The following is a 13,661-nucleotide window of genomic DNA, read 5'->3' as shown; positions in this document are numbered from 1 at the left end:
GGCCGCCTTCGGCCTAGCAGGCCCCCACACGGATTCGAACCCATGACTACATTTACCCACAGGACTGTATCGTATCTGGGATTGCTGCTGGCCGGGCTGCTGGCCGCGGGCCCGGCGGGTGCAGCCAGCAGCGGCGCCGCGGCTTCCGCCCCCCAGGCTCCGGCGGCCACGTCCGGCGCTTCCGTTTCCGCACCCGGCGCAACAAATGCCGGCGCCGGCACGGCCGCCGCGGCAGCCCCCGCCCCGCACGCCACCTCCGGCGCGCCCCTCGCCCTTCCGGCAGGGATCTCTGCAGGGCCCTCGGTCGAAGGCGTCAGCCAGTACACTCTGAACAATGGCTTGCGGGTGCTGCTCTCGCCCGACGATTCCAAGCCCACCACCACGGTGAACATGACCTATCTGGTGGGCGCGCGCCAGGAAAACTACGGCCAGACCGGCATGGCGCACCTGCTCGAACACATGCTGTTCCGCGGCACGCCCAAACTGCACAACGCCCTGGCGGCCTTCTCGCAGCGCGGGCTGCGCGCCAATGGCTCGACCACCAGCGACCGCACCAATTTCTACGCCAGCTTTGCCGCCAACCCCAAGACGCTGTCGTGGTTCCTGGACTGGCAGGCCGACGCCATGGAGAACGCGCTCATATCCAAAAGCGACCTGGACTCCGAAATGACGGTGGTACGCAACGAGATGGAAAGCGGCGAGAACAATCCTTTCCAGATCCTGACCCAGAAAATGCAGGCCACGGCCTACCAGTGGCACAACTATGGCCACGCTACTATCGGCGCGCGCTCGGACGTGGAAAACGTCGACATCGGCCAGTTGCGGGCCTTCTATAAAGAGTATTACCAACCCGACAACGCGGTGCTGATCGTGTCGGGCAAATTCGATCCGCAGGCTACCCTGCGCACCATTGCCGCGGCCTTTGGCAAGATCCCCCGGCCCACGCGCGTGCTGCCGCCCGAATATACGGTCGAGCCGGTGCAGGACGGCGAGCGCGAGGTGGTGCTGCGGCGTCATGGCGGCAGCCCACTGGTGGCCGCCATGTATCACATACCGCAAGCCGCCAGCGCGGACTACACCCCGCTGGACCTGGGTGTATCGATGCTGGCTGATACGCCCTCGGGGCCGCTGTATCACGCCCTGGTTGGGCAAAACCTGGCCAGCGGCGTGTTCGGCTACACCGCGGCGCGGCTGCAGCCGGGCTACGCCATGTTCGGCGCCCAGCTCGACAAGGGCATGGACCAGCAGCGGGCGCTGCAGGTGCTGAACCAGACCCTGGAATCGGTGGCGCAGCATCCCTTCACCGAGGAAGACCTGTCGCGCATCAAGAACCAATGGCTGACCGGATGGCAGCAGGTCTACGCCGATCCGGCCAGTATGGCGGACGCACTGTCCGAAGCTTCGGCCGCGGGCGACTGGCGGCTGTTCTTCCTGCAGCGCGACCGGGTGCAACAGGCCACGCTGGCCGACGTGCAGCACGTGACCCAGGCCTACCTGGTGCGCAGCAATCGCACCGACGGCTTGTATATTCCTACCGCCAAGCCCGAGCGCGCGCCCGAGCCCGCCAAGGTCGACCTGGCAGCCTTGTTCAAGCACTACAAAGGCAAGCCGGTGCCGACAGCCACCGCGGCCTTCGACCCGACGCCGGCGCACATAGACGCCAGCACGCAGCTCAGCACGCTGAAGCTGGCCAACGGCGATGTGAAGCTGGCGCTGCTGCCCAAGGCGACGCGCGGCGGCCTGGTAGAGGCGCGGCTGTTGATCCGCTTCGGCAACGCCGACACGCTCAAGGGCAAACGCACGGCCGCCAATGCCGTGGCGGCGCTGCTCGACCGCGGCACCGATAAGCTGACGCGCCAGCAGATCGACGACAAGCTGACCGCACTGCAGGCCAACGTCAATTTCGACGGCTCGGGCGGCACCGTGGCCGCCAGCCTCAGCACCACTCGCGAACACCTGCCGCAAGTGATCGCGCTGGTGATGGACATGGTGCGCCACGCCAGCTTCCCCGACAAGGAACTGGGGGAATTCCAGCGCGAGATGGCCAGCACCATCAGCGATGCGCAGTCGGACCCGACGGCGCTGGCCTCGCGCACGCTGGCGCGCTATATGAACCCGTGGCCCAGCGACGACATCCGCTACACCCCGACTTTTGCCGAGGCGCTGGCGCGGATACAGGCCTTGAAACGCCAGGACCTCGTGGACTTCCACAATCAGTTCTACGGAGCCGGCGATATCGAATTCTCGGCGGTGGGCGACTTCGACGCGCAAGCCGTGAAACAGGCGCTGACGCAGGCGCTGCAAGGCTGGCGCAAGGCGCCTCCGTACACCCGCCTGGCCGATCCGTACCGCGCCGTGGCGCCCAAGGAATTCCTGATCGACACGCCCGACAAGGCAAACTCCTTCTACCTGGCCGACCTGCCCATCGAGATGCAGGACACCGATCCGCGCTATGTGGCGCTGTATGTGGCCAATTACCTGCTGGGCGGGTCGGGCAATTCGCGGCTATGGAACCGGGTGCGCGTCCAGGAAGGGCTGTCCTATGACGTGCACAGCCGGCTGAGCGTGTCTTCGCACGAGGCCTCGGGCGACTGGACGATCTATGCCATCCAGGCGCCGCAGAACGCGCGCCGCGTGCAGCAGGCAGTGCACGAAGAACTGGCGCGGGCGCTGCGCGACGGCTACACCGATCAAGAGGTGAAAGAAGCCGTGCACGCGATTCTCAACTTCCGCAAGCTTGGGCGTGCACAGGACGGCTCGCTGGCCGACGCCTGGATCGACTACATGGACGAAGGCCGCAACTTCACCTGGTCTCAGCAGCAAGACGACAAGCTGGCGGCACTGACGGCGGCCGACGTCAACGCCGCGCTGCGCGCGGTGCTCAAGCCGGCGGATTTCAGCTCGGCCCTGGCGGCCGACGAGAAACGCCTGGCCGAAGGCGCCACCCCGGCCCACCCGGTCGCGCCGGCGCCCAAGGCGGCGGCCAACGCCGATGCAGCCGAAATGCAGGCCAGGCAAGCGGCCGAGCTGCGCTAGGACGAAGCCGCGGACCCAAGCCCGCGGCCGGGACAAACCGGCCTGGCCACGAACCGCCGGCGACGCGAACCGCCGGCATTGCCGACAAAACAAACCGGCCGCACGAGGCGGCCGGTACCACTTGGTCTTGCGGGATAAGAAACCGGGCCCGAACCCGGGTCCGGCCCGTCCGTCAGGAAAAGAAACTCTTGACCTTGTCCGTCCAGGACTCGCTCTTGGGCGAATGCTTCTCGCCGCCCTGCGCCAGCGAAGACTCGAACTGGCGCAGCAGCTTCTTCTGCTCGTCGCTCAGGCGCACCGGGGTCTCGACCGTAACGTGGCAGTACAGGTCGCCGGGGTAGCTGGCGCGCAGGCCGCGTATGCCCTTGCCGCGCAGGCGGAAGGTCTTGCCCGTCTGGGTGCCTTCGGGGATGGAGATTTCGCCCTTGCCCGACAGCGTAGGCACCTCGAGCGCGCCGCCCAGCGCCGCCTTGGTGAACGGGATGGTCAGCTCGCAATGGAGATCTTCGCCATCGCGCTGGAAAATGCCGTGCGGCTTGAGATGGATTTCGACGTACAGATCGCCCGGAGGGCCGCCATTGACGCCGGGCTCGCCGTTGCCCGACGAGCGGATGCGCATGCCGTCGTCGATGCCGGCCGGGATCTTGACCTGCAGGGTCTTGTTCTTGCGGGTACGGCCCACGCCGTCGCAAGTCGTGCAGGGATCGGTGATTTCCTTGCCGGAACCATGGCAGGTCGGGCAGGTCTGCTGCACGCTGAAAAAGCCTTGCTGCATGCGCACCGTGCCGCTGCCCCCGCAGGTATGGCAGGTCTTGGGATGGGTGCCGGGCTTGGCGCCCGTGCCGTGGCAAGTCTCGCAGGTTTCCCAACTGGGTACGCGGATTTCGGTGTCGAAGCCGCTGGCGGCCTGTTCCAGGCTGATTTCCAGCGAATACTTGAGATCGGCGCCGCGATATACCTGCGGGCCGCCGCGGCGACCGCCGCCGCCGAAGATCTCGCCGAAGATGTCGCCGAAGGCCTCGGCAAAGCCGGCGCCGCCCATGCCCGCTCCGGCATTGGGATCGACCCCGGCATGCCCGAAGCGGTCGTAGGCGCTGCGCTTGTCCTCGTCGGCAAGCACCTCGTAGGCTTCCTTGACTTCCTTGAACTTCTCTTCCGCCTCGCGGCTGCCAGGGTTGCGATCCGGATGATATTTCATGGCCAACTTGCGGTAGGCCTTCTTTATCTCGTCATCGGAGGCGTTCTTCGCCACGCCCAATACTTCGTAAAAATCGCGTTTTGCCATTTGCTTTCGCGGAGAATGCGCGCAAGGCGCTCTTCCGCCTATGTCTATGAACGAGAACGCCCGGTCTTCGGCATGACGCCAAAAACCGGGCCTGAGGCCATCACGGCCTGGGTTTACTGATCACGCTTGACTTCTTTGAAGTCGGCATCGACCACATTCTCGTCGGCCGGCTGTTCGCCAGCCCCTGCTCCGGCCGCACCCGCGGCCTGGGCGCCGGCCTGGGCCTGCATGTCGGCATACATCTTCTCGCCGAGCTTCTGCGAAGCCTTCGCCAGAGCCTCGACCTTGGCGTCGATGGCTGCCTTGTCGCCGTCCTTGAGGACGCTTTCCAGATCCTTCACGGCGCTCTCGACAGCCTCTTTCTCGGAGGCTTCCAGCTTGTCGCCGTATTCTTCCAGCGACTTGCGGGTGGAATGCACCAGCGCGTCGGCCTGGTTGCGGGCCTGGGCCAGCTCGGCCACACGGTGATCTTCCTCGGCATTGGCCTCGGCGTCCTTCACCATGCGCTCGATCTCATCCTCGGACAAACCGGAATTCGCCTTGATGGTGATCTTGTTTTCCTTGCCGGTGCCCTTGTCCTTGGCCGACACGTGCAGGATGCCGTTGGCGTCGATGTCGAACGTGACCTCGATCTGCGGCGTACCGCGCGCTGCCGGCGGAATGCCTTCGAGATTGAACTCGCCCAGCGCCTTGTTGCCGGCGGCGATTTCACGCTCGCCCTGATAGACCTTGATAGTCACCGCAGGCTGGTTGTCATCGGCCGTGGAGAACACTTGCGAGAACCGGGTCGGGATCGTGGTGTTCTTCTGGATCATCTTGGTCATGACGCCGCCCAGGGTTTCGATACCCAGGGACAGGGGCGTGACGTCCAGCAGCAGCACATCCTTGCGGTCGCCCGAAAGCACCGAACCCTGGATGGCGGCACCGGCAGCCACGGCTTCGTCGGGGTTGACGTCCTTGCGCGGATCCTTGCCGAAGAATTCCTTGACCTTGTCCTGCACCTTGGGCATGCGGGTCATGCCGCCGACCAGGATCACGTCGTCGATTTCCGAAACCTTCACGCCGGCATCCTTGACGGCAGTGCGGCAGGGCTCGATGGTGCGTTCGATCAGCTCTTCGACCAGGGCTTCCAGCTTGGCGCGCGTGATCTTCAGGTTCAGGTGCTTCGGACCGGACGCATCGGCCGTGATGTACGGCAGATTGATCTCGGTCTGCTGCGAAGAGGACAGCTCGATCTTGGCTTTTTCGGCAGCTTCTTTCAGGCGCTGCAGGGCCAGCACGTCCTTGGACAGGTCGACGCCGCTTTCCTTCTTGAATTCGCCGATGATGTAGTCGATGATGCGCTGGTCGAAGTCTTCGCCACCCAGGAAGGTGTCGCCGTTGGTGGACAGCACTTCGAACTGCTTCTCGCCGTCGACATCGGCAATCTCGATGATGGAAATATCGAAAGTACCGCCGCCCAGGTCATACACCGCGATCTTGCGGTCGCCCTTTTCGTTCTTGTCCATGCCGAAGGCCAGGGCCGCGGCAGTGGGCTCGTTGATGATGCGCTTGACGTCCAGGCCCGCAATGCGGCCGGCATCCTTGGTGGCCTGGCGCTGGCTGTCGTTGAAGTACGCAGGCACGGTGATGACGGCCTCGGTGACCTCTTCGCCGAGATAGTCTTCGGCGGTCTTCTTCATTTTGCGCAGCACTTCGGCCGACACCTGCGGAGGCGCCAGCTTCTTGCCCTGCGCTTCGACCCATGCGTCGCCGTTGTCGGCCTTGATGATGCTGTAGGGCATCAGGTTGATGTCCTTCTGCACCGCTTTTTCTTCGAACTTGCGGCCGATCAGGCGCTTGACCGCGTACAGCGTGTTCTTGGGGTTGGTGACGGCCTGGCGCTTGGCCGGGGCGCCGACGAGCACCTCGCCGTCCTGCATGTAAGCGACGATCGAAGGCGTGGTGCGGGCGCCTTCCGCGTTTTCTATGATCTTGACCTGGCCGCCTTCCACGAAGGCCACGCAACTATTGGTGGTGCCCAAGTCTATACCGATGATTTTGCCCATGATCTTTGACTCTGAAAAATTGTTTGGATGATTGGAAATGAATCTCGATTGCTATGCAGGTGGGGACTGTGGAACAAAATTCAAGACTGCCCGAGGCTATGTTCGAGGCCGCCCCGCCCCCAAGGGCCGGCGCCCAGCCCGCTAGCCGGGTGGCGCGCGTTCGGCCTGCGCCGCGGTCGACGCCACGGGTGGCGCCGCCGCCGGATCCCGCAAACGCTGCACGGCCGCGCTGAACTGCGGCAGGCCCGGCCAGCCGGAAATGCGGCCCAGGCGCTTGCCGCCGCGGTAGAACACAAAGGCCGGCACACCGTGCAGGCCAAAACGCCGCCCCAGGGCCTCGTCCTGATAGACATTGGCCTGATACCAGGCCAGGCCCAGCGCCTGGATGCGATCCTGCAGCATCAGGGCGGTATTCTTGAAAACATTGCAGTTGTAGCAGTCGTTGCCCCACATGAACACGCAGCGCAACTCGTCGCCCGGCGCATCGGCGACCAGGGCGTCGAAGCTGGCGCTGTCGACCGGCCGCATGCCGAACACGTCGAAGACCGCGCCGGGATCGAATCCCTCGGCTTCAGACGGCGACGGCCGCGCGGACACGGCCGGTTGACGGCCCTCCTGTCGCTGCGCGACATCCTCCCCATGGGAGGGAGCGTGTCCTCCGGGCGGCCGCGCGGACACGCTCAGACCCCCTGTCCCTGGGCCGGACCGGCCGAGACGGTGACCAGCGCGGGGCGCAGGACGCGGTCGGCGATGGTGTAGCCCTTTTGCAGGGTCTGCACCACGGTGCCTTCGGGCTGCGGGGCGGGTATGGACGAGATGGCCTGGTGCACATGCGGGTCGAACTTGTCGCCGCTGGCCGGCGCCACTTCCTTGAGCAGGTTGCGCTCGAAGGCGGAGCCGAGCTGGCGCAGCGTGGCCTCGACGCCGGAGCGCCAAGCCTCGGGGCTCTGGTCGGACTGCGCCAGGGCGGCCTCCAGGCTGTCCTTGACGGGCACCAGGCTCTCGGCGAACGATTCCGTGCCGAACTTGCGGGCCTTGGCCACATCGTCCTGGGCACGGCGGCGGATATTCTCGACTTCGGCCTTGGCTCGCAGCAACTGGTCGTGATACTGGACGACTTGTTCCTGGGCCTTTTTCAACAGGGAGGCGAGGTCTTCGGATGCGCCCGCGGCGGCATCGAGATCCTGGTCGGCCTCGTCCCGCAACTCGCCGGCCGGGTTTACTTCCATGTGTTCGGCAGTGTCGAACTGTTCGGAAGCATGGGGCTGGTTCGCGCCGTACGATCGCTGGTCATGCTTGGGATCGCGGGGATCATTCGGTGAGGACATGAGGCGTACTCCACAACAAAATTGACGTAATCTTAAAGATATAAGGCTAAGACGGCCGATTTCAAGAGGCTGGTTACAAAAGTTTTTCTGCGGAGACAGGCCAGGGCGCTGCCAAGGCGCCTCGAGGCCAGAGGCGGCCTCCCGGCCTCGCCCAATTTAAGTGGGGACGGCGGGCGCGGCCGACAAGCCCGCCTGGCTGCCCGGAACCGTCCGGCCCTGGCCGACCACCATAGCAGCCAGGCCTCCTGCTCGATCCAGCTAGATCCAGCCGCCCAGATGGCGCCGCACCAGTCCGGCCAATGCATCGATCCAGGCCGGATCGTCGTTCAGGCAGGGAATGTAGCGGAACTCCCGGCCGCCGGCGGCCAGGAAAGCCTTGCGGCACTGGCCTTGAATCTCTTCCAGGGTCTCCAGGCAGTCGGCCAGGAACCCCGGGCACATGACATCCACCCGCCGCACGCCCGCGGAGGCCCAGGATTTCAGCGTGGGCTCGGTATAGGGCTCGAGCCATTTCTCGGCGCCGAAGCGGCTCTGGAACGATACTTCGACCAAGGCGCCGTCTTCGCCCAGGGCCCGGCGCAGCAGATCGGCGGTTTCCATGCAGTCACGATAGTACGGATCGCCCTGCTCCACCACCCGGCGCGGCAGGCCGTGGAAGCTGAGCAGCAGTTTTTCCGGCTTGCCGTGCGCGTCCCAATGAGCCCGCACGCGCGCCGCCAGGGCGCCGATATAGGCCTCGTCCGTGTAGAAACGCTTGATGAAGCGCAATTCGGGCTGGTTGCGCAAGGCGCCGGCGGCGGCGGCCACGGCATCGACAGCGGTGGCCGTCGTACTGGCCGCGTACTGGGGATACATGGGCACCGTCAGGATGCGCTCGCAGCCCTGTTCGCGCAAGCTGTCGATGGCCGCAGCAACCGCGGGCTTGCCGTAACGCATGGCGGCCTGGACACGCACAGGCAGGCCCTCGGCGTCGAAGCACTGCTGCAGGCCGCGCGCCTGGGCCAGGCTCCAGACCAGCAGCGGCGAGCCTTCCGGCATCCAGATTTCACGGTAGCGCGGCGCCAGCGCGGCGGGCCGGCGCGGCAGGATGAAGCCGCGCAGCACGATCTGCCAGAGCCATTGCGGGATTTCGATGACACGCGGGTCGGACAGGAATTCGGCCAGATAGCGGCGTATCGCCCCCGCCGTGGGCTCGTCGGGGGTGCCCAGGTTGACCAGCAGCACGCCTGGCGGCCCCGGCTCGCGCGCCGGCGGCCGGGTGTCGAAGGCATGGGGGTCGGCCGGTTCGGGCCGGAAGCGCGAGGCAAAAGGCTTGGACAAGAGAAAAGTACTCTGGGTTCGGGGCTGGGCAGGAGCAATCGCCGGAACAATGCCGCGGCGTACGTCATTTTATGGGTATTCAGGCGCCAATATACCGCGGCGATTTCCATGCGAAAGGATCGGGAAACGCAGATCGCCGCAAGAAGGCGGCCCCGAAACGGCCGGCGTCCATGTCCCGGACTACGCCTCGCGTTCAGGCGCCCGGCGCCTCAGCCCGGCTCAGGACTGGTGATGGCTGAGCGCATTGGACAGCAGGCGGGCGGTAATGTCGACGATGGGGATGACGCGTTCGTAGGCCATGCGCGAGGGGCCGATGACGCCCAGCGTACCGACCACCTTGCCGTCCACCCCATAGGGCGCGGTGATGACCGAGACATCCTCCAGGGGCACCAGTTGCGAATCCCCGCCTATGTATATCTGCACCCCCTGGGCGCGACTGGAGGCGTCGAGCAGTTGCAGCAGCTCGGTCTTCTTCTCGAACAGCGAGAACATGCCGCGCAGGCGGTCCATGTCGGAAGCGATGTCGCTGATGTCCAGCAGCTTGCGCTCGCCGGAAATCACCACTGTGTCGTCGCTGTCTTCCTGCGCGGTGCCGGCCTCGACGGCGGCCTGCATCAGGCGCGAGATGTCGGCCTGCAAGGTGGTCAGCTCGTTGGCCAGCGTGCGGCGCACCTGGTCGAAGGACAGGCCGCCGAAATGCGCATTAAAGAAATTGCTGGCCTCGAGCAATTCCTGTTCCTGGTAGTCGCGCGGCATGAACAGGATGCGGTTCTGCACGTCGCCGTCGGGCGTGACGATGATCAGCAACACGCGCCGGTCGGACAGGCGGATGAATTCGATCTGGCGGAACACCTGCGCCCGCTTGGGCGCCAGCACCACGCCGGCGAACTGCGACAGGTTCGACAGCAGCGCCGCGGCGGCATTGACCGCCCGGCTGGGTTCGGACGCCGGCAGCATCTCGCGGATGCGCGAGGGTTCCAGCACCTCGAAGCGCTGCACCGCCAGCAGCCGGTCGACGAACATGCGGTAGCCGCGCGGCGTCGGCACCCGGCCGGCCGAAGTATGCGGGCTGTGGATCAGCCCCAGCTCTTCGAGGTCGGCCATGACATTGCGTATGGTGGCCGGCGACAGATCGAACATCTTGGAAAGCGTGCGCGAGCCGACGGGCTGCCCATCGGCGATATAGCGTTCGATCAGCGCTTTCAGCAATGCGTTGGCTCTATCATCCATTTCTGTATTTTATGTAATCTGGAAAAAAACGGGCTCGAAACGTCCTCCCGCCGCACTAGCGCGGCGCCCCCGCCCTCTATAATCAATTTATCATTACCCGCTATTCCTACCCCATACACCCGATCATTCCCGAGCAGAGGCCCGCGTCCATGCATTTCAAAACCGTCGCGATCATCGGCCGACACCAGGATACCGGCCTGGATGCGCCATTGCGCAATTTGGCCGACACTTTACAGGAAGCGGGCTGTACCGTAATGCTCGAAGCCGACACGGCCCGCAACACCGGGCTGACGCAATACCCGATCGGCGACTACGAGGAAATCGGCCGCCGCGCCGACCTGGCGGTCATCATGGGCGGCGACGGCACCATGCTGGGCGCGGGGCGCCGCCTGGCGCACACCGGGGTGCCGATGATAGGCATCAACCACGGGCGGCTGGGCTTCATCACCGACGTTCCCTTGCACAGCGCCCGTGATGCGCTGCTCAGCGTGATCCAGGGCAATTTCGTGGCCGAGGAACGCATCATGCTGGAAGGCCGGGTGGTGCGCTCCGGCCAGACCATGTACTCGGGCATGGCCCTGAACGACGTGGTCATCAACCGCGCCGGCCGCGGCGGCATGATAGAACTGCGCGTCGAACTGGACGGCAGCTTCATGTACAGCCAGCGCTCGGACGGCCTGATCGTGGCCACGCCCACCGGCTCCACGGCCTATTCCCTGTCGGCCAGCGGCCCCATCCTGCATCCCAAGCTCGACGCCCTGCTGCTGGTGCCGGTGGCCCCGCAGACCCTGTCGAACCGCCCCATCGTCATTCCCGACAGCGGCACCCTGGGCATTACCATCACCGCGCTGGGGCGCGTCGAATCGGGGGCCAGCGTGCACTTCGACATGCAGACCTGGTCCGACTGCCAGCCCGGCGACCGCATCGACGTACGCCGCGCGCAGCATACTGCCACCTTCCTGCATCCCACCGGATACAGCTTCTTTTCCACCCTGCGGCGCAAACTGCACTGGAATCGCATGCCGCAGCCCTCCGACGACGTGGAATGAACGCCTATGCTGCGTACCCTGCACATCCGGGATTTCGTCATCGTCGATCGCGCCGAGATCCAGTTCGAGCCGGGTTTCACCGTATTTTCGGGTGAGACCGGCGCCGGCAAGTCGATCCTGGTGGATGCGCTGTCGCTGGCGCTGGGCGCGCGCGGCGACGCCGGCATGTTGCGCGAAGGCGGGCAGCGCGTAGACATCAGCGCCGTCTTCGACGTGCCCGATGCCCTGAGCCCCTGGCTGGAAGAACGCGAGCTGGACGGCGACGAGGCCCTGGTGCTGCGCCGCACCATCGACGCGCAGGCCCGCAGCAAGGCTTTCATCAACGGCCTGCCGGTGGCGCTGGGCCAACTGCGCGAACTGGGCGAGCAACTGGTCGACATCCATGGCCAGCACGCGCATCAAAGCCTGCTGCGAGCCGCCAGCCAGCGCGAAATGCTCGACGCCCAAGGCGGCCACCAGGCGCTGGCGCGCCAGGTGCTGCAGGCCTGGCAACAGTGGCAAGAAGCCCGCAAGGCCCTGGAAGCCGCGCAGCGCAACGCCGAAGTTCTGCAACAAGAACGGGAACGCCTGGCCTGGCAGGCCGGCGAGCTCGACCGCCTGGAACTGCGCCCCGGCGAATGGGAAACCGTCAGCGGCGACCACAACCGGCTGGCCCACGCCCAGGCCCTGCTGGACGGCGCCGGCCAGGCCCTGGCCGCGCTGGACGGCGAGGACGACTCGGCCCTGCGGCGCCTGGACGCCGCCGCCCATCAGATCAAGCAATTGCTGCGCCACGACGCCCATTTGCAAGGGGTCTACGACGCCATCGAATCGGCCCGTATCGCCGCCGGCGAAGCCGTGTCCGACCTGAACGCCTATCGCGACCGCGTAGAACTCGATCCCGAGCGGCTGGCCCAGGCCGAACAGCGCATGTCGGCCATTTTCGAAGCTGCCCGCAAATTCAAGGTCGAACCCGAGGAACTGCCGGCCCTGCGCGACAGCCTGCACGAGCGGCTTGCCGCCAGCGAGGCCGCCGCCGACCTCGACGCGCTGCAGGCGCGCCAGCAGGAAACCAGCACGCAATACCACGAACTGGCCAAGAAACTGGGCGCCGCAAGGCGCAAGACCGGCAAGGTGCTGGCGCGCGCCGTTACCCAGGCCATGCAGACGCTGGCCATGCAGGGCGGGCGCTTCGATGTCGCCTTCCAGGAATGCGAGCCCACGGCCCACGGCACGGAAAACGTCGAATTCCTGGTCGCGGGCCACGAAGGCACCACGCCGCGCCCGCTGTCCAAGGTGGCCTCCGGCGGCGAGCTGGCGCGGCTGTCGCTGGCCCTGTCCGTCATCGCCAGCCAGGCGGCGCGCGTGCCCACGCTGATCTTCGACGAAGTCGACAGCGGCATAGGCGGCGCCGTGGCCGAAGTGGTCGGGCGCCTGCTGCAAGAACTCGGCCAGCGCCACCAGGTGCTGTGCGTGACACACCTGCCGCAAGTCGCCGCACGCGGCACGCACCACTACGAGGTCAGCAAGTCCAGCCGCGACGGCGCCACATTGTCGAGCATCTGCGCGCTGGACGCGGAAGAACGCGTGCACGAAGTCGCCCGCATGCTGGGCGGCCTGACCATCACCGAAACCACGCGGCGCCACGCCCGCGAAATGCTGGCGCAGTAGCGCGGGGCGCTCGCGGCATGGCGCAGGCGCCGCCCTGCGCGAGGCGCCTTACGCAGGCCGCTCTATGCAGATCGCCCTACCCAGGCTACCCCAAGCGGGCCGCCCTGCGCGGGCCGCCCTCCGCGGGTCGCCCTACTTTACGTGATGATGTCCCGTGGCGGGCTGGCGGCCGGACGAGCAGTCCGAGCAGATGCCATACAGCATCATGGTGTGGCTTTCCAGCGCGAAGCCCTTTTCCTTGGCGATTTTCTGCTGGCGCTTTTCGATGTCGCTATCGGAAAATTCCACCACCTTGCCGCAGTTGGTGCAAATCAGGTGGTCGTGGTGATCGCCGTCGTTGAGCTCGAACACGGCCTTGCCGCCGTCGAACTGGCTGCGCATCAGGATGCCGGCCTGTTCGAACTGCGTCAGCACGCGATACACCGTGGCCAGCCCGATTTCCACATCTTCGGCGATCAGTGCGCGATAGACGTCTTCGGCGCTTTGATGGCGCTGGTCGGCCTTGCGAAAGACATCGAGGATCTTCAGGCGGGGAAACGTCGCCTTCAATCCCATGTTTTTCAGTTCACTTTGATCGTTCATAGATAAAATAGTCCCTGGCGAATTTTGAAACAGGGGTCCGATGGAACGCAGCAGCCCACGCAACGAACTCCGACTGACGTTATGATGCGTTTATTCTTAACCTTTATGATACCGGTTTTATCCGATTCGAATC

General features: G+C 65.5%; 10 protein-coding genes. 3 read left to right on the top strand and 7 right to left on the bottom strand.

Annotation, left to right across the window (positions count from 1 at the left end):
* Nucleotides 1–42 precede the first annotated feature (42 nt).
* Nucleotides 43–3,036: a M16 family metallopeptidase gene (locus KVP10_RS09035; protein WP_217964223.1), complete on the top strand. Its 2,994-nt coding sequence runs from the start codon at nt 43–45 to the stop codon at nt 3,034–3,036.
* Nucleotides 3,037–3,208: 172 nt separating this feature from the next.
* Here KVP10_RS09035 and dnaJ read toward each other — a convergent pair whose 3' ends face one another.
* The 6 genes from dnaJ to hrcA form a co-directional block, all read right to left on the bottom strand.
* Nucleotides 3,209–4,321: a molecular chaperone DnaJ gene (gene dnaJ / locus KVP10_RS09030; RefSeq protein WP_217964222.1), complete on the bottom strand. Its 1,113-nt coding sequence runs from the start codon at nt 4,319–4,321 to the stop codon at nt 3,209–3,211.
* Nucleotides 4,322–4,434: 113 nt separating this feature from the next.
* Entirely contained in the window at nt 4,435–6,369 is a 1,935-nt protein-coding gene (dnaK, locus tag KVP10_RS09025) for a molecular chaperone DnaK (RefSeq protein ID WP_217964221.1), read from the bottom strand.
* 141 nt (nt 6,370–6,510) lie between these two features.
* Nucleotides 6,511–6,897: a thioredoxin family protein gene (locus KVP10_RS09020; protein WP_217964531.1), complete on the bottom strand. Its 387-nt coding sequence runs from the start codon at nt 6,895–6,897 to the stop codon at nt 6,511–6,513.
* 152 nt (nt 6,898–7,049) lie between these two features.
* Complete coding sequence (gene grpE / locus KVP10_RS09015) at nt 7,050–7,598, bottom strand: nucleotide exchange factor GrpE (protein ID WP_217964530.1); 549 nt, start codon at nt 7,596–7,598, stop codon at nt 7,050–7,052.
* 357 nt (nt 7,599–7,955) lie between these two features.
* Complete coding sequence (gene hemH, locus KVP10_RS09010) at nt 7,956–9,017, bottom strand: ferrochelatase (RefSeq protein WP_217964220.1); 1,062 nt, start codon at nt 9,015–9,017, stop codon at nt 7,956–7,958.
* A 219-nt stretch (nt 9,018–9,236) separates the two neighbouring features.
* Complete coding sequence (gene hrcA / locus KVP10_RS09005; RefSeq protein ID WP_217964219.1) at nt 9,237–10,247, bottom strand: heat-inducible transcriptional repressor HrcA; 1,011 nt, start codon at nt 10,245–10,247, stop codon at nt 9,237–9,239.
* Between the two features lie 149 nt (nt 10,248–10,396).
* On the opposite strand from hrcA, the gene KVP10_RS09000 reads away from it, so the two are divergent.
* Nucleotides 10,397–11,296, top strand: coding sequence for an NAD kinase (locus KVP10_RS09000; protein ID WP_217964218.1), 900 nt, complete (start codon nt 10,397–10,399; stop codon nt 11,294–11,296).
* 6 nt (nt 11,297–11,302) lie between these two features.
* The gene (gene recN, locus KVP10_RS08995; protein WP_217964217.1) at nt 11,303–12,946 is read left to right on the top strand and encodes a DNA repair protein RecN; all 1,644 of its coding nucleotides are present in this window, start codon (nt 11,303–11,305) and stop codon (nt 12,944–12,946) included.
* A 132-nt stretch (nt 12,947–13,078) separates the two neighbouring features.
* Here the strand turns inward: recN and fur are convergent, their stop codons facing one another.
* Nucleotides 13,079–13,528, bottom strand: a complete 450-nt coding sequence (gene fur / locus KVP10_RS08990; RefSeq protein WP_217964216.1) for a ferric iron uptake transcriptional regulator — start codon at nt 13,526–13,528, stop codon at nt 13,079–13,081.
* Nucleotides 13,529–13,661: the final 133 nt, after the last annotated feature.

Origin of the sequence: Candidimonas humi, from assembly GCF_019166065.1 — a bacterium.
GTDB lineage: Bacteria > Pseudomonadota > Gammaproteobacteria > Burkholderiales > Burkholderiaceae_B > Candidimonas > Candidimonas humi.
Note: the sequence above shows the minus strand (reverse complement) of the source record. Positions and strands in the feature narration are given on the sequence as shown.